The 25,411-nt window shown below is 43.0% G+C and carries 16 protein-coding genes; 6 read left to right on the plus strand and 10 right to left on the minus strand.

Annotated elements, in window-relative coordinates; translation table 11 throughout:
- The first annotated feature begins 76 nt into the window (after positions 1-76).
- Genes NNX04_RS05035 through NNX04_RS05045 form a run of 3 tightly spaced genes read left to right on the plus strand, consistent with a single transcriptional unit; the run spans position 77 to position 4,552 of the window.
- Positions 77-652: an RNA polymerase sigma factor gene (locus NNX04_RS05035; protein WP_049629428.1), complete on the plus strand. Its 576-nt coding sequence runs from the start codon at positions 77-79 to the stop codon at positions 650-652.
- Positions 649-2,217 (plus strand): LamG-like jellyroll fold domain-containing protein, encoded by a 1,569-nt coding sequence (locus NNX04_RS05040; protein ID WP_151030834.1) that lies wholly within the window; start codon positions 649-651, stop codon positions 2,215-2,217. Before NNX04_RS05035 ends, NNX04_RS05040 begins: the two co-directional genes overlap by 4 nt.
- 16 nt (positions 2,218-2,233) lie before the next feature.
- Positions 2,234-4,552 carry a beta-galactosidase gene (locus NNX04_RS05045; protein ID WP_151030833.1) on the plus strand — a complete coding sequence of 773 codons (2,319 nt, stop codon included), beginning with the start codon at positions 2,234-2,236 and terminating at the stop codon, positions 4,550-4,552.
- A 142-nt stretch (positions 4,553-4,694) separates the two neighbouring features.
- Here the strand turns inward: NNX04_RS05045 and NNX04_RS22880 are convergent, their stop codons facing one another.
- The 7 genes from NNX04_RS22880 to NNX04_RS05075 all read right to left on the minus strand — a co-directional run bounded on the left by NNX04_RS22880 (position 4,695) and on the right by NNX04_RS05075 (position 14,978).
- Positions 4,695-4,883, minus strand: a complete 189-nt coding sequence (locus tag NNX04_RS22880) for an SIP domain-containing protein (RefSeq protein ID WP_151030832.1) — start codon at positions 4,881-4,883, stop codon at positions 4,695-4,697.
- 83 nt (positions 4,884-4,966) lie between these two features.
- Positions 4,967-5,152 (minus strand): hypothetical protein, encoded by a 186-nt coding sequence (locus NNX04_RS05050; RefSeq protein ID WP_261947688.1) that lies wholly within the window; start codon positions 5,150-5,152, stop codon positions 4,967-4,969.
- Between the two features lie 192 nt (positions 5,153-5,344).
- Complete coding sequence (locus NNX04_RS05055; protein ID WP_151030830.1) at positions 5,345-7,138, minus strand: carbohydrate-binding protein; 1,794 nt, start codon at positions 7,136-7,138, stop codon at positions 5,345-5,347.
- Positions 7,139-7,216: 78 nt separating this feature from the next.
- On the minus strand, positions 7,217-8,650 hold the full coding sequence (locus NNX04_RS05060) for a carbohydrate-binding protein (protein ID WP_151030829.1): 1,434 nt from the start codon (positions 8,648-8,650) through the stop codon (positions 7,217-7,219).
- Between the two features lie 260 nt (positions 8,651-8,910).
- Positions 8,911-11,271 (minus strand): alkaline phosphatase D family protein, encoded by a 2,361-nt coding sequence (locus NNX04_RS05065; RefSeq protein WP_151030828.1) that lies wholly within the window; start codon positions 11,269-11,271, stop codon positions 8,911-8,913.
- A gap of 132 nt (positions 11,272-11,403) precedes the next feature.
- Positions 11,404-13,734, minus strand: coding sequence for a beta-galactosidase (locus NNX04_RS05070; protein WP_261947689.1), 2,331 nt, complete (start codon positions 13,732-13,734; stop codon positions 11,404-11,406).
- A gap of 377 nt (positions 13,735-14,111) precedes the next feature.
- Positions 14,112-14,978 (minus strand): helix-turn-helix transcriptional regulator, encoded by an 867-nt coding sequence (locus tag NNX04_RS05075; RefSeq protein ID WP_151030827.1) that lies wholly within the window; start codon positions 14,976-14,978, stop codon positions 14,112-14,114.
- Between the two features lie 177 nt (positions 14,979-15,155).
- Between NNX04_RS05075 and NNX04_RS05080 the strand changes: the two genes are divergently transcribed.
- On the plus strand, positions 15,156-16,271 hold the full coding sequence (locus NNX04_RS05080; RefSeq protein WP_151030826.1) for a Zn-dependent alcohol dehydrogenase: 1,116 nt from the start codon (positions 15,156-15,158) through the stop codon (positions 16,269-16,271).
- Between the two features lie 5 nt (positions 16,272-16,276).
- A complete protein-coding gene (locus tag NNX04_RS05085; RefSeq protein WP_151030825.1) occupies positions 16,277-17,077 on the plus strand; it encodes an alpha/beta hydrolase in 801 nt (266 codons plus the stop codon).
- Positions 17,078-17,205: 128 nt separating this feature from the next.
- Here NNX04_RS05085 and NNX04_RS05090 read toward each other — a convergent pair whose 3' ends face one another.
- Entirely contained in the window at positions 17,206-17,859 is a 654-nt protein-coding gene (locus NNX04_RS05090) for a hypothetical protein (protein WP_151030824.1), read from the minus strand.
- Positions 17,860-18,098: 239 nt separating this feature from the next.
- Between NNX04_RS05090 and NNX04_RS05095 the strand changes: the two genes are divergently transcribed.
- Positions 18,099-19,619, plus strand: a complete 1,521-nt coding sequence (locus tag NNX04_RS05095; RefSeq protein WP_261947690.1) for a tryptophan halogenase family protein — start codon at positions 18,099-18,101, stop codon at positions 19,617-19,619.
- Positions 19,620-19,664: 45 nt separating this feature from the next.
- On the opposite strand, the gene NNX04_RS05100 is transcribed toward NNX04_RS05095, so the two are convergent.
- Positions 19,665-21,260, minus strand: a complete 1,596-nt coding sequence (locus tag NNX04_RS05100; RefSeq protein ID WP_225318877.1) for a tryptophan halogenase family protein — start codon at positions 21,258-21,260, stop codon at positions 19,665-19,667.
- A 185-nt stretch (positions 21,261-21,445) separates the two neighbouring features.
- A complete protein-coding gene (locus tag NNX04_RS05105) occupies positions 21,446-25,282 on the minus strand; it encodes a TonB-dependent receptor domain-containing protein (protein ID WP_151030822.1) in 3,837 nt (1,278 codons plus the stop codon).
- Between the last annotated feature and the right edge of the window lie 129 nt (positions 25,283-25,411).

The raw sequence follows: 25,411 nt of genomic DNA on the forward strand, positions 1-25,411 counted from the left end.
CTAATTAAATCTGTAATAGGTTTTTTAAAACTCATTCTTTTTTCGAAAATTTCATGAGTCAGCCAAGAGTAGCTTTATGGAAAATAAAGTAGCCGACAAAGATGTATGCACCCATGTAAAGGCGGCTCAAGCGGGTGATCGGTCTGCTTTCAGTAAACTAGTGCAGCTAAATCAACGTTATTTGCGCGCTTTTATAGCCAGCCGCACTGAATACACTCAAGATGTAGATGACCTCGCACAAGAGGCATTTATATTGGCCTATGAGAATTTAAAAAAAATAAATGACCCTGCCGCTTTTCGTTCATGGATTTCTGGTATTGCTTTAAATCTTATCCGCAATCATCGCCGAAAGCATCTGCGTTCCACACCTCATGAACCCGACATTATTCAAGAGTTACTAGACACACAACAATTAAGCGGGAGCATAAGCACGGAAGATGCAATTGATTTTACCGGGCTTTCAGGATGTTTTTTGAAGCTTGAGCCTGATCAACAGGCGATATTACGCGATCATTACGTTGAGGGTTTTAGTGTGAAACAACTCTGTGAAAAATTTACCGTAAAACATTCAACAATGACCATGCGGCTATATCGCTGCCGTGAATGGCTGCGCGATTGCATTATTAAACAGCAGCAAGGAGAAAGCGAATGAGAAATCATGATGAACAATTAATAGCGGACTATATCGCAGGCGAAAAAGTTGAGTCGCAATTAGCAGAGGCCATTGCTAAAAATCCAGATCTATTAAATAAGCTGGCTAGTCAACGCGTCATGCACAGGCAATTGAGTCACTTATTAAATGAAAACTCAACAGATGACTTTGTGCAAAAACTAGAACAGAAACTTAATAGTCGTTATGGCGATAATAGCCAATCTGCCATACGCGACCAAACTGTAAAGATATTCAATATCAAGCGACACTGGTATGCACTAGCTGCAGCCATTAGCTTTCTTTCTTTTCTGTTTTTACTAAAGATTTTTTCCCCGGAAATTACCGAGGTAGGTGCGGTATATCGAGTTGTTTCCGCCATTTCTTCAGGCAAACCATTGACTGAAGGGCAGAAAATATCATCAGGCCCTTTTTCCTTAAGCCAAGGTTATGCCGAAATCACGCTGAAAAATGGTGTTCGTCTTTTATTAGAAGCACCAATGAGTGTAGATATACTATCGGATGAGCACCTATTGTTAAGGCGCGGAAAACTAGTCGCCAATGTACCGCCAGCCGCCACCGGTTTCAAAGTTGACACGCCCAGTTCGAGCATTATTGATTTAGGTACAGAGTTTGGCGTTAGTGTTGAAGATGATGGAAAAAGTCAGGTGCACGTACTTACCGGTGAAGTAAAAGTAAGAGCCAGTACCGATCAACCCTACCAATTATTAGTTAAAGATCAAGCTCGCGCGTTTGATTTACAACAACAAGTTATTAACATTCAAAATAACCCCAATCGTTTTATGCGCAGTCTCCCTGGCCGATCAATAGCACAACCCAATTACCTGCACTGGTCTTTTGATGATTTATCACAACAAGAATTTTCCTGTATCGGCACGGGAATAGACGGCAAATGCTACAACGCAAAAGTAAATTCACTAAACAAGAAACTTGCAGGCATATCAACCGTACCAGGTAAATTTGGAAATGCCGTTAATTTTGATGGTGAAAACAGCTGGCTGGCCACTGCATATAAAGGGATCGGCGGGCACAAACCTCGAACTGTGGCTTTTTGGTTGAAAGCACCTAAAGATTTTTCTTTATCACAAGGGTTTGGAATATTGAATTGGGGCTTGAGCGATGTGCAATCCGCATGGCAAATTTCATTGAATCCATTAGCTGTTAGTGGCCCCCTTGGTCGCATCCGTATAGGAACGAATCAAGGTGAAATAGTGGGAACTACCGACTTACGCGATGACAATTGGCATCACTTAGCAATTGTTTTATTTGGTGGCAAAGACGCAAATCTTAGTACACATGTCCTTATTTATGTAGATGGCAACTTAGAATACAGCGATCACAAATCTATAGCTAAAGTCTTTACCGACCTTAATCACCCAAATTCAAAACCATTAACTATGGGTCGTAATATTGCGTTTGATGATCAAAACACCAATCAAAATAATCGTTTTTTCCGCGGGCAATTAGATGAACTATACATCTTTGACTCGGCTCTTGATGAACCACAGATTAAAAACCTAATGAAAAAAAATACTGTTGGCCATTAGCACCAGGAACCTACCAATGAAAAACTCACAACATCTTAATCAAATTATATTGTGCATAATTAGTCTATTTTTAATAGCATCCTGCGCTGAACCAAAACACAAAAAAGGCAAGAATGATAAAATTAACCTGCTTGAAGTTAAAGAACGAATTCTGCTTGATTTTGAAAACGAGAGCGACATAAAAGCAATTGAGCTACAAAACGCCAGATCGAAACTCATTGTTAATGAGGGAAATCACGGGTTAGAAATCAATTTTGACTCACTCAACAATCATGATTCATCGGTTTACATCAACCCGTCAAACACATGGAATTTTAATGATTATGAATCAGCAGCTCTCGTGTTAGATATTGAAAATTCAACAAAAAGTTCAACCCACATCTACATATATACTTACGATAAAAGCGGAGCATTTCAACTAAGTAATGTCGCCGTACCAGCTGAATCAAATAACAGTTACTTAATTGAACTTAAAGTACCATCTTTTCTTCTTAATACCGGAATTCGCAACGACCCACCCAGTTGGCCCCATAACTATATTTCAACTATTTGGCGAGGCGGCACAAAAACACTCGACACTAGTGCAATCACATCTATTCGTCTGCTTATTTCAGGCGTATTGGAAAATAAACAATTAATCATTGATAACCTCCGCGTAGTTAAACCTAATAATTTTGACCCAGAATACCTCACTGGTTTAGTTGATGAGTATGGCCAAAATGCAAAACAAGACTTCGCTGGGAAGGTTTACAGCGCCGATCAATTACGTAGTTTTTCACAACAAGAGCAAGAAAATTTAACTGACCAACAATTCCCATCCCGTTCAACATTTAATGGCTGGATAAATGGCCCCAAGTTAAAAAGTACCGGTTACTTTCGGGCGGAGAAATATCAGGGTAAATGGTCTCTCGTTGATCCAGAAGGCTATCTATTTTTCTCGAATGGTATTGCCAATATTCGCATGGCGAACACCTCAACCATTACCGGTTATGATTTTGATGCTGCCCTAATCAAACAACGAGATGCTGGCGATTACACCCCCGAAGATTCGATAGGTTTAAACACTGCCCCGAAACAAGCTTGGCCATCGCGTCATATAAGCTCCCAATTGAGGGCTGATATGTTTACTTGGCTGCCCAGCTACAGTGAAGCTGCAGGCGCCAATTATGGATATCGCCGCAGCGTACATTCTGGCAGCTTAAAAAAAGGCGAAACCTTTAGTTTCTATAGAGCTAATTTAGCCCGTAAATACGCCACGCAAAATGAAGAAGCACTAATGCAAGACTGGCGCGACACCACCATCAAACGTATGCATAATTGGGGCTTTACATCCTTTGGTAATTGGGTGGACGCTAGCTTCTATCAAATGAATAGACTTCCTTATTTTGCTAATGGTTGGATTATTGGTGACTTCAAAACAGTTAATTCAGGCAACGACTATTGGGGTGCCATGCCCGATCCATTTGACCCAGTATTTACACAGCGCACCAACAAGGCCATTAAAAAAATAGCCGATGAAGTAAAAGACAACCCATGGTGTGTAGGTGTATTTATTGATAATGAAAAAAGTTGGGGGAGTATGGGTAGCCCTTCGCTCCAGTATGGAATTGTTATCAATGGATTAAAAAAGAATGCTAATGACAGTCCCTTAAAACAGGAATTTATCAATCACCTGAAAAATAAGTATCAGAATATAGAAAACTTAAATAGCGCATGGGATTTAAAACATACTTCTTGGGCACAGCTGTCTCAGCCGGTAGAGCTGACATCTTATAATGCACAAATGCTGGGCGACTTCTCTGAATTGCTTTATCTTTATGCTGATGCCTACTTCAGTCGAGTAGATAAAGCACTAACAAAATATATGCCGAATCATCTGTATATGGGCCCACGCTTTGCGCATTGGGCTATGACACCTGAAGTACTAAAAGCCGCCGCAAAATATGTAGATGTGATGAGCTACAACTATTATAGGGAAGGTATTGATCAACCTTATTGGGATTTTTTAGCTGAGTTAGACAAACCCAGCATTATTGGTGAATTCCATAATGGCGCCATTGACTCTGGCCTCTTAAACCCTGGGTTAATACATGCAGAATCTCAATTTGATCGCGGTGAAAAATATAAAAGCTATCTCAATAGTGTGATTGAAAACCCCTATTTTGTGGGGGCACACTGGTTTCAGTATATTGACTCGCCATTAACTGGGCGGGCTTATGACGGTGAGAATTATAATGTGGGTTTTGTAAGTGTTGCCGACATCCCCTACACACCCTTAGTAAAGGCGGCGCAAGAAGTCAATAAAAGCCTTTACATTAAGCGTTTTGGAAAATAATAAAAGAAAAACTATTTTTTTAACAATAATCGCGATCGCGAGTGTCAAACCTATTGTCGAGCTGAGGCTGTATTTATTTTCCCCGGAAATTAATGCAGCCTCAGCATCTTCATTTTGATAGTTGATATGAGAGATTCTGTATTTATGCCTTCCAGTATCCAGATGCGTAAGTTTGGATTTTACTATAACCTGGCTGACTCTTTACATATAGCTTTATCGCTTGCATCTGGGCTGATTCAGCAGCAATAAATATAGCAGGCTCACCCGCTTTCCATTCGATTTTCTTAAGGTTTTCCAGCAACAGATTACGTTTTTGATAAGGGCCAATCACCCACCTTAGTTATTTGGCTTTTTTTAATTGCTCCAACTTTTCTTGTCGCAGAGCTTCATCAGCCTCACGCAATTGCTGTTCTTTTAACAGTCTATTTGTACATACTCATCATCAACCTGGGTTCCACATTGCAAGTAGCTAATATCACTGGTGTTACTGCAGTATTTATCTGCTTCAAATTGAGCCACACCGGAGACAATCTCCCGCCCTGTGCAAGCAGAAAGCATTAAGATAACGCAAGGTAATATGAAGATATTTTTAATATTCATTTATGAAATCCTTAAGTTTTATCTTAATTAGATTTACCACTACAAGCTAATTGCAGGGATTCATCCAATTCCAAAAATCCTGTTTAACCAAAAAAAAGATCCAACAATTGAGATATAAACATATCGCGATTGCTGGATCTTTTTATCATTGATTATTTAATAGATATTTAAAACTACGCGCGCAAAATATTATTAGGGTATCAATTCAAACTTGTCTGCATTCCACTCCCAGGTCGATGAGGTGGTGCCAGCACTAGTGACGCGAATAGTATGCGCGCCTTTGGTTAGGGCAATTTTGCTGGCAGAGCTGACTTTTTGGAAACTATCCCAACTGCCATTATTGGGCACGGCTTGAGTTAATACTTTTACTCCATCAACACTGACTTCCAGCGCAGCCCCCGACATGGGTGAACTGACATAAGCGTTGAAGGTGTAGCTGCCGTCGGCCGCTACATTAACGGCGTAATCCGCCCAGTCGCCACGCTGATTGTAATTAATCGCACTTACTCCATTTACGCTATAGGTCTTAAAGCCATCGTAAACACCGCCCGTTGCTGAAAAACTTTCCGCTTGTATGATCATGGCCACCGGTGCTGGCGTAGTCGGCGAACCGACAGGTGCGCTGCCTACTTTGGTCACGCGAATTTCATCACCATTCCATTGCCATGCACTAGTACCGGTACTTTCAATGCGAACCGTATGGGTGCCTGCACCAATCGACAAATTATTTGCCAGCGTGGAGGCACTATATAACTCCCAACCACCGGTTGCAGCCAAGCTAGTGGTGCTGACATAAATACCATCAACGCTGAGCTTTGCACCTATACCGCTAGTCATTGGCGATGCAGTGGTAACTTCAATTTTGTATTGCCCATCACTCGGCAAAGTAACCAAATAGTCAGCCCAATCACCGGCAGTATTATAATTAATATTGCCGCTACCGGACTTATTAAAACCAACATAGGTATCACCCGCTACACTTGCTGTTGATTTACCTGTATCAAAATAATTTGCAAAATCAATAACCGTAGTCGCACTACTGCTACTTGAGTTGCTCAGGCTACTACTTGAAGAACTTACACTATTACTGGAGCTAGTCGCGCTGCTGGTAACCGGCTTGTATACGCGAATCCAATCCACAAACATTATGCTCTTACTAGTATCAGCCAACTCTGCTGCTGTTGGTCGTACATCGCGCCAATCTTGATGCTCCACATCAATAATAATGTGCAGCGGTTTATTGATGCCTGTGCCATTGGTAAAGTTATATGGATCAATCATCGCAGGACCGGAAACTGTACGAACTTTTACGCCATCAATGTAGTAGTCCAAATTCCAAGGGTCTTTCCAGTGCACTCCGTAAACATGCATAGCGCCACGCCAAGTGCCACCCGCCGGATTTACAACCCATGATCCCTCATCTTTTGGCTGATAGTCTTGAAACGGACTGCGAATAAATACATGGTGGCTCACATGCATACGCTGATCAAACCACTCTTGCCCTGCACGATCGCTACCATAGGATTCCATGGCATCAATTTCTTGCGTTGAATCAGCACTTAGCATCCACACCGCATTTGCCAGAGTGTTGCCGGTATGTTTTACCCGCGCCTCTAAATACAACGGATAAGTAAACGTTTCCTTGGACGAAATAATGCCGGTATAGATTTTGTTGGTGCCCGCCTTTGCACTTGATTGCAAGGCCAAAGAACCTCCCGAAGTATAGGAATGACCAGCGTTAAATTCACTATCGCCTGGGCCAGTCCAACTATTAATAAAAGAGGGATTCCAGCGTGTATTAAATTCCGCCGGTTTAACGGTGGGGCTAGCAGTGTAATTAAACTCGTCTGATATTGACTGCAACTGCCACGTTTTACCTGTTCCAGCTGCTGCAGGAATAGGAACTGAATCCCAATCGGCAGCGAATGATGCCAAAGGAGCCGACAGCAACAAAGCTGCAGCAATACATGAAGTGATTTTTTTCATTGCAAAAACTCCAAAAGTTATTTTTATATTAACGAAACCGTAAAAAATACAATCATTATTTAACAAGCTAGCTAAAGGTTAGAGTGAGCCAACTCGAGTAATTCGAATTTGATCGCCATTCCATTGCCAGCTGCTGCTACCAGTGCTTTCAATGCGCACAGTGTGGGTACCAGCACCAATGGAGATACTATTAGCCAGCGCAAATGCGCTATACACCTCCCACCCACCGGTAGAACCCACACTGATGGTTCCCACATAAATTCCATCAATAATGAGTTTTGCACCAAGGCCGCTGGTCATAGGCGATGCGGTAATAATTTCAAATTTATATTTACCGTCGTTAGGCAGCGTCACTAAATAATCACCCCAATCACCGACCGTGTTGTAATTAATATTGCCGCCACCGGACTTATTAAAACCAATATAGTTATCGCCAGAAACACTCGCCGTAACCTTACCTGTATCAAAATAATTGGCGAAATCGATCAGCTGAACTGTATTGCTTGAAGCACTGCTAGCAGCGCTACCATTACTAGACGATGAACTGGTTGTTGCGGTTACAGGCTTATAAACACGAATCCAATCCACTTTAAAGGTGTGATTACTTGCATTAGTAATTTCAGCATCCGTAGGTTGGCGCCCTTGCGCTGCATTCCAATTTTGATCTTCCATATTGATAATGATATCCATCTCTTTAGTAATGCCTTTACCACCCGTGATATTCCACGGATCTATACCATCAATGCCGTTGACGGTATTCAGTTTGTCCATCACTTTAACTAACTGGCCATTTACATAATATTCAAGGCGGGTTGGACTAACCCAATTCACACCTATACGAACCCAATTATCAGCCCAATAAGTTACCCCTGCCCCTGCGTACCAAGTGCTGGCATCGCGCGGTTGGTAATCGGTAAATGGATTGCGAATAAATAAGTGATGGCTTAAATGCAAGCGTTGCGCGAACCAATCATTGCGCGCCGCTTTGCCACCATAAGCCTCAAGAATATCAATTTCTTCTGTGTCGTCAGGGCTGAGCATCCAAACATCAGATGCCATTACCGCATTGGCAATTTTTACCCGCGCTTCAATAAATACCGGATATTTCACTCTAGTCGTTGAGGTGATGCAGCCAGCACGCGTAGCAGGAGAAGTGAATTGCTCATTAACCCCATCGAGATTTAAATCCACATCGTAGGTTTTGGTTTCACCCGCAACACGTGTTGCTTTTATTTGCAATTGCCCGCCAGACACTGAGGTGTTTTCGCGCATCCAACGAGTAGGCCCCGGCCCTTCCCAAGTGTTGTGATAAAAATTAGTCCACTTACCACCGAAGGTTGCAGCAGCTGCTGTAGCAGAAAAGTTGTAATTAAATTCATCCGACTGAGACTGTAGCTGCCAAACTTTCCCAGCACCTGCACTAGCGGGCACAGGATATGCATCCCAATCAGCAGCCAACGAAGCTACTGAGGTCAACATTAATGCAATACAGCATGAAATATGCTTTTTCATAACAAGGCTCCACGTGATTATTTTTATACTGGACGGAAAACGTTTTTTGATATGGCTTTAATTGAACTAGGTTAATTATTATTTTTATAAGTCAGGCGACATCTATGTCTAATCAATACAATCCAAATATATGTTAATTGTTAACATTATTCAATAGACAGGAAAATAACCTTTTCGTCTAAACGAAAAAAGCCGCGGTATAAGGCCGCGGCTTTGGGAATGGAAAAACATGTGGAAGATCAGCTATAGCAATTAAACAATTAGCTCAAACTATTCACCCCGATATTTTCGTCTTGATGAATAGTCACCGGCCAACCTAAGAATTGATTATTCGGACTGTTATCTGCCACATCTATTAAAAATTTAAAGGCTTGAGTGGTATAAGTTTTTGCAACCGTATCAAACACAATAAAACCAAAACCACTGCCCTTTTCATGAGCTTGAATATAGCGATTATTGGACTTGCCCACCTCGGGATTACCAACCGCATATACATAAATTTTATTACCGAAACTATCCAAATATTCACCGGTTTGTGAGTGCCCATGGGCAGGGCGATGTGCAAAAGGAATTTTTATATCGTCAGGGCGCCACCATCTCGGCCAGCCCGCAGCAATTGCCGGTGTGCAAAATGCCCAGTTACTATCGCGCTGTGCGTGAACACCATATTGCGACAATGTTCCTAAATGCGTATCGCCACAAATGTGCAATGCTTTTGAGGTGCGCATGATTTCAATTGCGCGATTGCGTGCACTGGCAGGCCAACCACTGGAGTCAAAATCATATTTTAAATATTTGGTGGGCAACGGCTGATGCGTTGAGATGCCAGCAAAAACGGTTTGACTCAACACGGCTTTTAATGAATGTCCACGCCAATCATTCGCCCATTGCGCTAAAAACTCTTCTTGCCTTGTACCTAAAAGCTGTAAATCAGAACGATCAAAATCAGGGTTAACAAAGGTTGGAGCTTCACCGTTACCGGTCACGCCTACAACAATATTCAATCGATCAGGACCGCTCTTCCACTGGCGATCCGCCAGAATAATAAAACCAACATCGCCATACACTAAATCGGTGTAATACACATTCATGCCGCGCAGTGAAGGGGTTGGATCATGGGGGTCTGGAAGATGTGCCGTATTAGTTTTATGTACGGTATTCACTACACGTATCGGAAGCGCATAACCGCCCCACATATCCACGTTGCCATCAATAATAGGGGCATCAGATGAAACCATTGCGCCAGCTTCGCCCCATAAATTGCCCTGCATAATATCGTGATCATCGGGCAAACAAAGAGTGGGCGCATTGCGCATTACATCGCGAAACGCCCAACCGAATTGATAAAACTTGCGCAGATAATTTAACAGCGCTGGCTCAGCAGGCGTGCGAATTAAACCAAAACCACCGTGGTTCTCATAAAGTTGGTCACCCGAAAAAAATACCAAATCCGGGTTTAACTTGGCAACATTTGTCGCAACAGGGGCATAGGGAAAAGCATAATCATTTTGGCAAGTCAGTGCTGCCATGCGCAAATTTCTACCCACTGGATTGGCTTTAATAGTACCGGAAAAATAATCCGACACCTGACTACCATCCCGACGCTGCTCGCGATAAACCACACGATACGCAGTAACTTCTTTTTCATTCCAGTGCGAAATACGGAATGTAGCCACCCAAGCATCTGAATCTAACGGCGCCTTGGCTATAGTTTTCCAACTGCCAGACTTCTGCACCTGCAATTCAACTTCATGGCTATCTTGCGCCCCCATAGGGCCAGTCAAGGCGCTCAACTTCAATACAAAACCTTCATCGCTGCGGCTATCACTTAGGCTGTACATAGTCCATAAAATGGGACCAAATTTTTGTTCGGGTAGATTGCTAAATGCATTGCCTTGCAGTGTCCATTTTGAAAACCGATAGGTGGTCCCTTTTGGGTTCGCCGCGATTTCCGAAGAAATTGCAAAGTTACTGACCACAGCGACATTACCCATGATGTGATCGGTTGCAACCAAATCATCTATTTGGCCAATTAGTTTGCCTGTGTCGACCAACCTTGCTTCAAGGGTCAATGCATATACACCAATACGCGGCTCACCAGAGAGCTTCAATTCAACTTCAGCATCACCCAAGGATTGCAGTAATTCGACGCGCTTAGCGCCCAATGCAAGTTGATTGTGGATAATTCCGGCATCAAAGCCTTTTTGCACAAAACAGTTACTGCGATACTCTTTAATATCGCTATTCACACCAATGCGAATACCGGCACCGCCATCTTGCTCGCCGACAGTCAATTTTTTTATGCGCACCGCAATAGAGAAAATACCTGATACATTTGCTAATTGATGTGTTAACGAATGTATGCTGCGATTTCCGCCGGTACTCAAACACTCAGCCCCACCATTAACAATACGCCAATCCTCCATTGGGTTAGCCCAATAGTCGCCGCCGATCCATACCCGATCATGGCTATTGCTCCAGGTATCAGCTACCGATGAATCAAGCAGCTGTTGTGTTACTGGCTTATCATTGCTCGTGTTTACAGAACAGCCAATAGCACTAGTTGCCAGACCTGCAACTGCCAGCTTTAATGCATCGCGACGTGAAAAAAAATCATTCATAAAACATCCGGTATTTATCAAATATGGGAATTGGAAATCTGCATTGCATGTAGTGATTACATATTTCATCGTTAAAAAAAGAGCCAGCCATTACTGACTAGCTCCTTCGTTCTGAAACGATCATAAACACTATTATTTTTTCGCGCGGCGAGTATACATTTCACCGTGCAGCTCTTTGGCGGCTTTCACCATAGGTGCATAGGGTGTATCAGTCACCGACACAAAACCTACATTGTAGTTTTCACCATCATAGGAGCGGCCAGTTACCGGTGAATCCATATACTGGAACCAATGTGCACCAATAAAATAAGGATTATCGACAACCGTTTCCATGTACTCTTTATACATTTTTGCACGATCTTCCTGATTGGCCGCATGCACCAAGCCTGGGTGGAACAAACCTGACTCCGTTGTGCCTACATGGAATTCACCGATTATGCTGGGTTTATCCAGCTCCGCTAAAAACGTCCATTTATTTTTGGTTAAACCTTCTTTATAGAAGTTATAGCTAACAACATCGGCGTATTTTGCCGCTGCTTTAACTACATCTTTTGGCATTCCCCAATCTGCAAAACGCACACCCAAGTACAGGTGATTAGGCATATATTGTGTTAAGGCGCCCTCAACAATTTTGAAATACTCTTCAGCATACTGGGTAAATAACAGACTGAAATCTTGCAATTGAACATCGTTGTTAATGCCAGTTTTTACACCTTTTTGAAATGCATCCCAGGATTCAACTGAGGTTCCCCATGCGGTATTTAATGCTGCTATATCCACATACTTTTCTTTCATCAACTGCGTAAATTTATTTTTCGTTGGCGAGTCTGCGCCATCGCGAGTCAGTGTATTTAACACTATGCCATATTCAGACTCTTTGCTTTCTGAGCGCCCCCAGCTTTTTTCGTTATCAATAAATACGCCGACACACCAAGGGCTATTTTTAGTTTCTTCAGCAATAGCCTTGGCCGTGGCAAGTGCGCGCTCTTTAAATACCGGATCAAATGGATCAGGCAAACCGCCCCAAAAATCATTGCCACTGGAAACTGTTTTGAAGTTGCCAATAATCCAGCCATTGGCAAAATAAGGAATGCGTTGATTGCTGTAGAATTTTGGATCAGTCCAGTTTCCTAGCGAGGTGAAACCCCAATTCAACATGCGATCCACAGTAACTTTTTCCCATTGGCGCAAATAGGAATCAGGTTCTGTTTCACCGTATTTACGCTCAAGATTGGCACTATAGAAACTAAAGGCTTCGCCTTTTAGCAGTGGGCCTGAGTGGGCATCACGATTGTAATCATAGTGATTACCCAAAGGGTCAGTGTGCTTGGGCAACCACTCAAACATGTCGGCGCGAGTTTTAGAAACCAAATGACGGGTTTTTTGCGCCTCTTCTGAAATAAGGATTTTTCCTTTCGAGTCTTCGGGAGTCAAATCATCGGCACTGCGCTGCTCAATAGTTGAAGCATCGTAATCATAGCCAGTCATAGTGTATGCATTGGCTAAACGTATGATATCCAATCCTGTCGCAAAATAAAGATACCCTTCTGGATCAACCAACCACCATTTTCCATCAACTTTTTTAGGATAAAAATAGCCTGTTGCAGGTTGTTTCGGACCATTTTTCCAACCGCCAAATGTAGATCTATCGGCTAGTGGCGCACCGTTATTTAGCTCTTTCAACTCGCTCTGGGTTGCTGCTTGCAACTCTGTCTCAGAATGAATCTTACCGGCAAAATCCACTTTGGCTGGCTGGCCAAATTTATCGACCAGATTGACCAGGAAATCTTTATTCATTGCAGGGCTTTTAATAACCCGAATATTGTCGAGGGTGATTTCTTTATCGTGCAAAGCATATTGAACACTTAAGGATATGCGCTTAATAGCGGACAAATCCAAATTCATAACGCCCCACATCCAGATGAACTGCACATCATCGCCAGACCAGGTCGGCGGGTTGCCGCGCAATCCTGAGGCTGCATTCAACTCCACTTTGGAATCCGGATTTGCACTGACCATATCGTGGCCACTTAACTTGGAATAATAAACGCGGGACTTGCCTACCGGCACACTGACGCTGCGAGTAAAGCTATTACCTTTTGCATCAGACACATCTAAAAATAGCTGTACGGAATGCTCACCGTCATTGGCAATATCAAAGGCAAGACTAGCATCGCCAATATCACTCCAATTCCATGTATCTGACTTTGGCTGGATAACTAAGGAGGTGTATTCATGATCAACAGAGTTGAACTTTACTTTTAATGCTTGCGATGCGGAGGTATCACTCGCTGAGGATTTAACCAAACTTCCCTGAGCGTTAAAAAAACTAATTTCTGCCGGTAACTGATCGCCTTCAAAATCAAACAACACCTTATCCGCAGGCATTGATTTAACTTCGGATACAGCAGCGCCCTTATCTGCCGCCTCTTCCTGACAGGCGATTAAGAACAGCGCAGCCACACTAAGCACGCTGGTTTTCAGAAACAAAGTAATGGGCCGATCAAGCTTATAACTCGAACACATCATGAATCACCTATTTTTAATTTATATATTGAAGTGTTATCAACAACCGCGATTTCTTAAAAAAACCTTATGAAACAGCCAATTTCCTAAGTCTGCAGTCATTATTTTGTCAACAATAAACAATATACACCATGCCGGCATTTTATCAACCTTGGCGATGAGCTCTTAACAAATCAAGACATGGCTGCATTCCGAATGTCAAATAAATGACATTCCTGGCTTTATTCGTGCCATTTCTAACAGATGCATTTTGCTACATTAAATCGGCTCAATGCGCGGATCTATTGCAACACACCAATAATGACCCACCAGATCTAGAGCTCGGTAACCCGCTGTAGCATGGTGGTTTTGAATTTCTTTGGAGTTACACCAAATAGTTTTTTGAATTGGGAAATGAAATGAGAGGGGCTGGAAAAATTGAGCTCGTAACTGATCTCAGTAATGGAAAACTGGCTTTGACTTAACATTCGTGCAGCGCTGTAAAGCCGGTGTTTAACATTGTAGTCAGAATAATTGCAGCGAAATACGGATTTAAACAAGCGTGAAAAATACGCCGGAGAGATACAACACAACTCCGCGGCCTGATCCAGGGAAAGCTCAACACTTTTATGGTGGCGAAATAAATTAATTACCGGCTCCAGCTTCATGTAACCGGAAGATTTTAACAGCGTGTCATAGTGCGGAGGTTTTAACGGAGTTGCGCGATCTGCCACCCAGGTTAACAGCGCGAGCAACAATGCCTGGCTGCGATTGCTGGAAGGTGATTCACGATAGGAATCCAGCAGCCATTGTGACAGGGTTTGAATGGCACTTGCATCCTCAGGTTTCAGGCGTAAGTGCATTCCATATTTAAAGAAATTCTCTGCCTGCTCTAGTCCAGGGGACAGCAAAAGGGTAGGTAAAAACTGGATGATGTACCAGGATTTATTGCGCGATGACAGCTCAAAATCATGGGTTTCCAATGCGGGAGTGAAGACGAGATCCTGATCGCACAAAGCTGACTTGCCTTGGCTGTAAAAAAAAGTTCCCTCAATAGAATCAAAGACGATAAGTTCGTGAACTTCATGAAAATGCATAAAACAGGAATAAGGAGAGTCCTCCGAATACACCACATGATGAATTTCAAAATCATAACCATGCTGTATGCAAAACGGCTCGCAATATACGTTGTTTTTGCCCATGCTCATTTTCCAGTAGTCAATATTCTTGGAATAAAGTTGATTATATTTTTAATGCGATAGCAATATTTTTTAGCTATGGCCGATCATCAACAATGAAAATCAAACTAATTCTAGTCTATATATTTCGTTTTTAACCCATTCACACCTACTTCACGAACTTTACTGGAGCTAACTTTTATGATTCATTCAAAAGCCATATTGTCTGATGGCAAAGGAAACTTCCATTTAACCACAATTGCCATTGGTACTCCGGCACAAGACGAGGTGCTGATTAAATTAAAAGCATCGGGCATTTGCCACACCGACTGGGACTCCATCAATACCTGGAACAAACCTTTTATTGTTGGCCATGAAGGTGCTGGCATAGTTATGGCCGTTGGTTCAGCAGTAACCAAAGTGAAAGCTGGTGATAGAGTTATCTTAAACTGGGCAATTCCCTGTGGTCACTGTTTTCAATGCCGCGAAGGCAATACTCATATCTGCGAAATAAATTCACCGGTGTGCGGGCAAGGTCTTTGTGGGCATGCACACCCAGATGCTGCAAGCCATCAGGGCGCGCCGATTGAACGCTCTTTTCATCTCGGCACTATGTCTGAACATACTATTGTTAAAGCATCTGCAGTAGTCAAAATTCACTGCGACATCCCTTACGCCACCGCATCAATTATTGGTTGCGGTGTTATGACGGGCTGGGGCTCTGTAGTCAATGCCGCCAACGTCAAGCTGGGCTCATCCGTCTGTGTAATTGGTTGTGGTGGCGTCGGCTTAAATGTTATTCAAGCGGCAAAATTGTCAGGCGCCAATAAAATTATCGCCATTGATATCAATAGCGAGCGCTTGGATCAAGCTAAAAAATTCGGTGCGACCCACGGTGTCATAGCGACACGAGATGATAAGGATTTTAACGAAGTAGCCACGCAAGTACGTGCGATCAACGGCGGGCGCGGTACAGACTATGCTTTTGAGTGCACCGCTGTTCCCGCGCTTGGCTCAGCACCACTCAAACTTATTCGTAGTGCCGGAACGGCGGTGCAAGTCAGTGGCATTGAGCAGCGCATTGATTTTGACTGTGAATTATTTGAATGGGACAAAATCTATATCAATCCACTTTATGGCATGTGCAATCCCGACCGGGATTTTCCACGCATTTTGGATTTATATAGCGCGGGTCAATTAAAATTGGATGAGTTGGTCACTAAAACCTATCGCATTGAAGATGTAGCGCAGGGTTTTGATGATTTAATTAATGGCCGTATCGCCAAAGGTGTTGTTGTCTTTGATGACGAGGAATAATTCAAATGGCTGTTATTAGAATTGAACAATCCAACCCGGAATATCTAGCTGAACATTTTCAATTACTCACCGTTCAGAGTTCACACTTAAACCGACGCTGCGATATCAGCGTCTTTAACGCTCATCCCGATGGCAAAGACTTGCCGATTGTCATTTTATTGCACGGTGTTTACGGCAATCACTGGGTATGGTCGGGTTTGGGCGGTGCACACAAGGCCTATAGCGATGAATACGCCAAAGGTGGCCTCAGCCAAATGATATTGGTGATGCCTTCCGACGGCGGTTTTTATGGCGGCTCAGCTTATTTACCGCTGGCAAACGGTGAAAATTATGAAAAATGGATTGTGGAAGATGTGATTACTGCGGTTATAAAGTGCAACCCGTCCGCCTCACCTGCTTCCAATGTATATATTGCTGGGCTATCTATGGGCGGTTATGGCGCACTGCGTCTAGGGGCCAAATACCCTACAATTTTTAAAGGTATATCGGCGCACTCATCAATAACAGATATTCGAGAAATGGCGCTTTTCGTAAATGATGAATTAAGCATTTATGATTGTGAAAATCCCCAAGAATCAGAATTACTTTATTGGATTAAACGCCACAAGAATTCATTGCCGCCCATCCGATTTGATTGCGGTATAGATGATCAACTATATCAAGGAAATTTAAACTTCAATAAAAATATTCAAGGCATAGGTAATATTGCTGAACTTGAAACGCTACCCGGTAAACATGAGTGGGACTATTGGCACAACAATATCAAGCGATCATTTATATTCTTTAATAAGTTACAAAGCCATTAAACTTTTTATTGCTGCCTTTTTCTGAAAATACGACCCTAAACATTTAATTTAGGGTCGGAAAAACAACCTACAAATATTAAAAAAAGTTGTGTCCACAGATATTATTTAAAATCAATATAAGACCAAGATTACTGGCACCATAATTTTGCTGTGTATGGAGTAGATCCATTACTGTATGACATATTTAAATCAGTCATAACAGTTCCGCTCCCGGCAAGAAAACCGACATAACCAAATGCATGCTCTTGTTTTAAGTATCGGGTATAACCTTTAGAAACACACCAAGAGTTGAGCAAAATTGTGTCTCCACTAAACAACCGACCTGTCACATACTGCCCTGTGTAAGCACCGGATTTCACATAACCGGATCCCACAGGATTCTCAAAAGGACCATAAGTAACCACTGCAGTAGGTTGAGCAGAATAGTCACACCAGACCTGAGTTATGATGGGCATTCCGGCCTGATATGTAGATACAACAGCATTTGTGTGCGATGCACCGCCAATAGCCACAAATACAGCACCACTATTCGACCCATAGGAAACAGTTGTTCTAGTGGCTATCTCATAGCCCTTGGACACACAATATGAGTCGATAACGGCTTTTGTATCCATTACAAAAATTGGAACATTCGAAATATACATACCACTCACTGCACCTAAGCCACTCTTTACCGTTCCAGATGCTTGAGGGTTATTGAAAGGGCCAAAATCAGCAAAACTTGAGCCCGAAAGCAATAACAAAATTGAAGAAAATAAAAACACTAATTTTTTATGTAACATTTATCTATCCTTTAAATGATTAATATAGACAACACATACTCTAGGCACATTCACCATATTTCAAACAGTTCCTGAATTAAAGAAAATGCGACACCAATATATGTATAATGTTAACATTTATCAATAAAATAAATAGCTGTTTTTTCCTCCGATATATCCTAACGCCAATATAATGGGCAAATAACGACTATAGTGCTGACCATACTGCACCACCCAAATTTATCAACAGGCAATTATAAATGCTCAAATCTCATTCCAAAAAAATCATTGTTCTGGGCGGAGGAACCGCTGGTTGGGTGACGGGCGCTATTTTATCTAAAAAATGGGAAACACATGGTTATCAGATTGTAGTAGTTGATACAGCAGAAATTCCAACCATAGGCGTTGGGGAAGCAAGTATTCCCACCATTTACGATCTCTTAAATTATATAGAAATAAGCGACCAGGATCTGGTTAAGCACTGCCAAGCAACATTTAAGTATGGCATTCAATTTGAAAACTGGTCCCGTCCCGGCGAACGCTATATGCATGGTTTTGGCAACATGGGGCACAACCTAGGACAGGCTGAGTTTTTTAAAATTTGGTTAAGCACGGCACGCTATTTTAAAAATCCTGACCTCACACCTTATATTCCTTCCGCTGTTGCGGCTTATTCAGATAAGTTTTCTCGCGGTTCAAAAGCGCCCGAAAACACAAACGGCCTCTTCTACCCTTTAAGCAACCTACTTTACGCACTTCATTTTGATGCATCTCTTCTGGCTCGATTACTTCGAGAAAAAGCGTTGCACAATGGCGCAATCCACATTTCCAAGCACATAGTAAAAGTCGAAACAGATGAAAACGGTATAACCGCACTTATTGCGGAGGATGGCGAAACACTCAGCGCCGATTTATATGTAGACTGCTCGGGAATGCATGGCGTCCTAAATAAACAAGCATTAAAAGCAAACTTTGATAACTGGCAAGCATACTTGCCTTGTGATACTGCAATTGCAGCACAAACAACATTGAATAAAGCGCCTCGTTTGTACACTCGCTCAATTGCCCACGCAGCCGGATGGCGCTGGGAAATCCAGCTTCAGAACCGCACCGGTAATGGCATTGTCTATTGCTCAAAAAATATGGATTACGATACGGCGAAACAACACTTATTAGAGGGTATTGAGGGCGATCTATTAACTACCCCACGCAAAATAGAATTTATTACCGGGCGACTGTCATCCCCGTGGACACTTAATAGTGTAGCCATAGGCCTATCAGCAGGATTTTTAGAGCCATTGGAATCCACCAGCATTCATTTAATTTGCGCTTATGCGAGAAAGTTGCGCGACAGTATCGACAATAATGAATTAAATGCGGTAGGGAGAGAGAAATTTAATCGTGCGTGGTGCTCGGAGACTGAAGGAGTGCGCGATTTTTTAATGGTGCATTACCTTTGTAATCAACGCGATGAGGACTCGTTCTGGAAAGAGCGAAAATCAGGGCCTCGCCCAGCATCACTTGATAAGTTACTCAATGAGTTTTCTAAAACTGGTTGGATCTCACCACCGGAAGCGTCTATTTTTGGCACCGATAGCTGGCTGGAAGTATTAATAGGTCAAAAATTTTTCCTCAATTACGAAAAATTTTCTATGCCGGCCGACATAGCCCCCCACTATATTCAATTTTTGCAGAATGTATCCTACGCCATTAAAAATAAGGTGAATAAAATTCCTGATTCGCACCAAAGCATATTGGGGACTCTGCGCGCAGAAATATAACTCGTCCTACATTCGCGCCTCATTTACACCAAACAGCGAATAGGCCTAGGATGAAACAGCGAAGTTAAGACCAAGCAAACGCGCAAGAGCCTGCTCTTTACTCGCTTTATTGCGACCTTCTACAGAAAATGGACTCGCACCAGTGCGCAGAATATTTAAGGCTTCTGCTTGCGGCATATGATTTAACGCGCACCGCTCAAAAAAATCGACAATTGAATCCAACGGTACTTTAGCCAAATCATCCGGGCTGGCTTGCACCAGTTGATGCTCGGGAGGAAATATTCCCATACCACTCAACAAGTACACCCAGGAATTCACTTTATAATGGCGATTAAGCCCCGTGCTTTGCAGCGCCTCACTAATATCCGCACCACTCAACCAAGTTTGTAACACCAGTTTAAGGCGATTCGATGCCGCCGCAGAATTTTGGCGGCAGGCGCGCCAGTAAGGTGTATCCTCACGGTCGGACGTTAAATAATGTGTATGTATATAGTCCTTCACATTATCAAACGCTTCTGCGATTTCTGAATTCAGTTGCTCTGCGTATTGATTGGTATATACACCCGCTTTATACAATTTAACAAACCTAACAAGCGTTAATTGCACCAACGCCAATGCCGTTGCTTCTAATGGCTCTAAAAATCCTTGCGACAAACCAACTGCCAGGGAATTTCTATTCCACATAGTTTTGGCTCGCCCAACCCGCATTTTTAAATGACGCGCTTCGCCTTCGCCATTATTCATATTCAGATGCGCGCGCAACTCTTCCTCTGCCTCAGCTTCGCTACAAAAAGCTGAACTATACACATAGCCATTTCCCACACGATTTTGCAGAGGAATTTTCCAAGCCCAACCATTATTTAATGCAGTAGCTACAGTTTGCGTTGAAATAACCTTCTCCACTGGAGAGGCTAAGGTCACGGCACGATCGTTAAATAAAACATCACTATAGGGAATAAAAGGAGTGCCGAGTGTTTTGCCGGTAATAAGCGAAGCAAAGCCCGTGCAATCGACAAAAAAATCGCCCTCAAGTATTGCCCCACCCTCGAACGCCAAGTGTGCAATATCACCTTCTGCATTTAATGCAATGTTTTCGACATGCGCACTTTTCCATACCACTCCCCGCTCAATGGCTTTTTCTTTTAAGAAAGAACCTAACATAGCTGCATTAAAATGATAGCCATATTGAACTTCAAATGGAAAAGCGTATGGGGTAATCGGGCACAGAGAATTCGCAGCCAAGTAGCTTGCATAACTAAACAAATTAGGATGCGCATGCACACGTTTACCTGCACGTCGCAATTCGGAATTAAATATAAGCGCTTTAATATGGTCGCGATCAAAATGAGAAAAAAATGGATGAAAATATTCTTCAAACCCATTTCTTGTTGACCAACCCCTAAATGATATACCCGATTTATAGGTTGCCTGACAAACTGACATCCATTCGCTTTCACTGATGCCTAAAGCATCCATAAACGCTTTTAATGCCGGCGTAGAGCCTTCACCTACACCGATAATTCCGGTAGCCGCAGATTCAACAAGCGTAATCGTACAATCCTGAAACGCATGTTGGAATAACATTGCCGTCATCCAACCCGCCGTTCCACCGCCCACTATGACAAATCGTTTCGATGACAAAACACTACACCTGTTAAATATTTAATTGCGTGATTTTGCGCAATGCGCCCGAATATTGATAATAGTCTCACTAGGCAACATTTTCAGTTAAAAATATTTATCCAAAAAAAAGCGCCTTGAGGTAAACCCAAAGCGCTTCATTTTTATCAGACTAACAAATCAAGATTTGTCAGCCCTTCCATCACTTAGAACTCCGCACGAATACCTACACGGAATGTTCTGCCAACAGTGTATTCATCAAGAGTACGGTTGGTAGGTGCATTGCCGTTAATAGCCGAGCCCTCATTAAAGGTAATTGGATTACCATTGGCATCAGGCAATACCAAGGTACGACTAGTGAAGTAAGTGCGCACAGTTTCGTTAGTCAAGTTGGCTACGTCAAATTGCAGGCTGATCGAGTCAGTTAATGCATAGCTGCTGGACAGATCCAATGTTTGACGACCTTCTCTCCAACGCGAACCACCGGCAAAGGCTGTTTGCTCTAACACATCACTCGCACCAGACCAAGCAAGGCGAATTTGGTGACCATCTTGCGCCCAATAGACTGTCGCGTTGTAGGATTCTTTTGGCGCGCCAGGAATTACTTCACGAGACTTATCAAAGGTACCTTCTTGATAGGTAAAGTTCATAGAGGTGCCCAAACCGGACCAGATACCCGGTAAGAAGTCAAAGTTTTGAACGTAGTTCAATTCAATACCTTCTACCGATGCCTTTGCCGCGTTTACGTTCTGAGTCACTGTGTACTGGTTACATAGATAATCGGGGTTGTTTCCATAAATTAATTCAGGAGTACCCGATAATGCTGCTTCACCTTGCAAACGACGAGGCATACAGGTATTCACATCAGCTGCTGACAACAGCAAAGGAATATCCTGACCATCAACACTAAATACTCCGTTACTGTAGCTAGTACCATCTGGGTTAGCCGCTGTCTTACGCAGATCTCCAATATATGACAAATAATCTTTCACCTCGATCATGTTTTTAATATCTTTGGTAAAGATATTTGCCGAAACCATGCCCGAGTCATTGAAGTACCATTCAACTGAAAAATCCAAATTGGTGGATTCAAGCGGATCAATTTTCGCGGTAAACAATTGCACGGTGGAGCTCGGGCGCAAAGCTATGCCTGAACCAAAAATATCCCCTTCATTGGTGCGCGCACCTGCACGTAAATCATCAATTGGTGGGCGAGCCATGGTTTTAGACGCAGCAAAACGAGTAATCAAATCTTCTCTCGCGGCAAAACTCACGTTCAAACTTGGCAGAATAATGTCGTAGGTATGATTATCAATTGCTGCAACAGAGTTGCGGCTGCGATCGTTCGATACGATATTGCCTGACTCAGTCAATTGGCGAACACCATTGGCATCAAACGGATAGGTCAGATCAGTAGAGATATCGGCGTATCGCACCAAATTTCGCTCAAAGAACGAGCTTGGAATAACGCCAGGTTCTAGGATTGGATCGTAGCAAAGACCACTATTAGTAGCGGCAATTGGAGTATCATCACTATAGTCAAACGGCGTGCCATTAGTATTGAAGCCAGTGCCATCAACACGCGCCCAGCGATTACGCTCAAAGAATTGCGTCAGACTGTAGTTAGTACCCAACGTAGTATCTGTACTACCATTCTGCGGATTCCAGAAAATGGAATTTGTGCCGTAATCCAATGGACTTGGTGTTTCAGCCAATGAAGGGCACTGGACACCACCTGCCCCAACTTCACGCATTCTCATCAACTGAATTGGGTCTATAACCCTGCCGCCATTTGAACTGGTAGTGCCAAATACGGTACCTGCGAAACCGTTGGTTTCCACCTCAGTGCGAACATGGCGGAAGCCAACATCACCCTGAATGCGTTCATCCATGAATTCAAAATTTGCCTTAATATACGCTGACACATTGTCAAACTCAGCGCCACGGGTTTGAGTATTATCCAAAGTAAAGGCGCGCTCGCCTTGAGATACAGCATTAATCGCAGCAATTGGATCGAAGCGCAGCCAGCCATCAGTGATGTTATCTTTAGCGTAACCCAAGCCACTTAAGAAGCCGTTTGCATCCACTTTGCCATCCGCAAAATTGGTTACCTGAATCAAATTGATGTTACTGGCGTCAATTGACAGAGTTTCACCGGTAAACGGACTAATGCTCTGCACACGCTCATCACTCGGGCGCGGTGTACCGGATTGGTTATTAACAAATTTTTCGCGATGAGTAACCTTCGCGCCAAACTCTACAGTTGTAATTCCGTAAGAGTCCAGATCAAAATCAAAATCAACAAACGCCGTTTCTTGTTTATCACTCACCTCAGTGATAGTTGCCTGAATATAACTTAGTGTGTGGTTTTCAAGAACGTCAGGGTCAAAACCTGAGGTGCCTATGTTATCCCACAAATCATTTAAGCTAGGATCCAGATCAACATTGTTTCCCAAAGAGGCCGGCGCAGTGTAACCACCATTTAAGCGGCAGTTACCGCTGGAACAATCGTAGCCCGCAGGATTAAGCAAGTTTGCAGGTACATGGTGCAAGTTCCAAGGACCCACTACACGGCTGGTGTTCGCCGTCAAATACACATTATTTTTTGGTGTTTGGATTGATTCATTTACAGATGCGCCCGCAACCATACGGAAACGATCCGAGAAATCATGATTAAGCTCTAACGCGTAGAGTGAGTTTTCAGTTTCGTAATTATTTACCGAAGCCTCAATAGAACCAATGCTTTCGCGATTCAGCAGGGTAGTCCAAGTACGTGTTTTAGGATCCAACACATGCCACTGCTGCTGAGGATCTGTCCACTGCATTTGATCATTGTCAGTTGGCGCTCCCCCCTCGGTCCCACCGTATTCCACTGGGTTGTTATCGTAAAAACTCGTACGGCCCCAAAACTCAGAACCCAACCCCAACCCTTGCTGTGAAGCACCGTCAATAAAGTTACTCATACGAGAGGTGTTTACAAATACACCGTCCATACGGTTACTAACATCTGCCTGACTGTAATTTGCAGAAAAGGTGAGATCGGTTGTATCGCTGGCTTGCCATTGAAGCGACAAGTCAACACCTTGACGCTTGTAATCATTTTCAAATAATTGATACCCCATCTGATTGGGCGCCAAGCCCTGAACTATTGAGCGGTTATGCTCAGCACCACCATGAGTCCAAAATAGAGGATTCGCGTATGGATCTACCGCCTGAGCACCTGCAAATGTAGGAGCACGCCCTGCAGCCGCAGCTGATGCGGCATCGATAGCCATCGCAGTTGAGTTAGCATAGGCTTGCCCTGTGCGTCCATCTGTATAAGCATTTGAACCAAAAGTACTGTAATCCTGCGCATGATATTGATCGCGACGAAGTTTATTTTCTTCATCATTCACTGTAACAAGAACACCAATTGAGTCATCGGCGAATTTCTGCGAAAAAGTACCTACAAATTTATGATCAAACTCCTCGGATTGATCATCCATACGGCCCTGCAGGGAAACGGTACGAACATCTTCCTTAATATCCAACGGTTTGCGAGTGGTCAAATTCACCAAGCCGCCAAGCGAACCCTCTTCATCATCTGCTGATGGCGTTTTGATAACTTCAATTTTTGAAAGGATGTCGGCTGAATAGGAAGACAAATCAACACCCTGAGAAAAGCCGGTAGACCCCAACGCTGTACCATTCATAGTAACGACGGTCTGATCCGCGTTTGCACCGCGAATAGAAACAGTCTTACCCTCACCATCAGAGGTATTCATACTAACGCCTGAAACGCGGTTCAATGCTTCCGCGATATTTTGGTCGGTTGATTTACCAATATCTTCAGCGTTGATGGTATCGACAATTTTGCGTGCCTCACGCTTGTCATCCACAGATCTTTTGATAGACCCGCGAATACCAGTAACCACAACTTCTTCCACATCTTGATCTTGCTGTGCAGAAACTGCTTCTTGTTGCGCATAGACAACACCGCTGTTAACCGCACAGATTGCCGCTGACAGCGCCGTAATTCTAAGGCGGTGAGTAATGTTTGACATCGTAAAGCCCCCATGTAAGGTATTTATTTTTTTATTTTATGCCGCCCACTTCCATGGATCGAGCACAAAAGCTAAGTTTTAACGCCAATTACAATACTACTCAGCTATTTATCATTGTCAATAATCAAT

This window comes from Cellvibrio sp. QJXJ (genome assembly GCF_024452345.1).
Lineage (GTDB): Bacteria > Pseudomonadota > Gammaproteobacteria > Pseudomonadales > Cellvibrionaceae > Cellvibrio.

Coding starts and splice junctions, on each gene's coding strand:
- NNX04_RS05065 (WP_151030828.1), bottom strand. CDS start 11,271: ATGAATGATTTTTTTTCACGTCGCGATGCATTAAAGCTGGCAGTTGCA.
- NNX04_RS05085 (WP_151030825.1), top strand. CDS start 16,277: ATGGCTGTTATTAGAATTGAACAATCCAACCCGGAATATCTAGCTGAA.
- NNX04_RS05090 (WP_151030824.1), bottom strand. CDS start 17,859: ATGTTACATAAAAAATTAGTGTTTTTATTTTCTTCAATTTTGTTATTG.
- NNX04_RS05060 (WP_151030829.1), bottom strand. CDS start 8,650: ATGAAAAAGCATATTTCATGCTGTATTGCATTAATGTTGACCTCAGTA.
- NNX04_RS05040 (WP_151030834.1), top strand. CDS start 649: ATGAGAAATCATGATGAACAATTAATAGCGGACTATATCGCAGGCGAA.
- NNX04_RS05080 (WP_151030826.1), top strand. CDS start 15,156: ATGATTCATTCAAAAGCCATATTGTCTGATGGCAAAGGAAACTTCCAT.
- NNX04_RS05045 (WP_151030833.1), top strand. CDS start 2,234: ATGAAAAACTCACAACATCTTAATCAAATTATATTGTGCATAATTAGT.
- NNX04_RS05105 (WP_151030822.1), bottom strand. CDS start 25,282: ATGTCAAACATTACTCACCGCCTTAGAATTACGGCGCTGTCAGCGGCA.
- NNX04_RS05050 (WP_261947688.1), bottom strand. CDS start 5,152: ATGAATATTAAAAATATCTTCATATTACCTTGCGTTATCTTAATGCTT.
- NNX04_RS05035 (WP_049629428.1), top strand. CDS start 77: ATGGAAAATAAAGTAGCCGACAAAGATGTATGCACCCATGTAAAGGCG.
- NNX04_RS05055 (WP_151030830.1), bottom strand. CDS start 7,138: ATGAAAAAAATCACTTCATGTATTGCTGCAGCTTTGTTGCTGTCGGCT.
- NNX04_RS05075 (WP_151030827.1), bottom strand. CDS start 14,978: ATGGGCAAAAACAACGTATATTGCGAGCCGTTTTGCATACAGCATGGT.
- NNX04_RS05095 (WP_261947690.1), top strand. CDS start 18,099: ATGCTCAAATCTCATTCCAAAAAAATCATTGTTCTGGGCGGAGGAACC.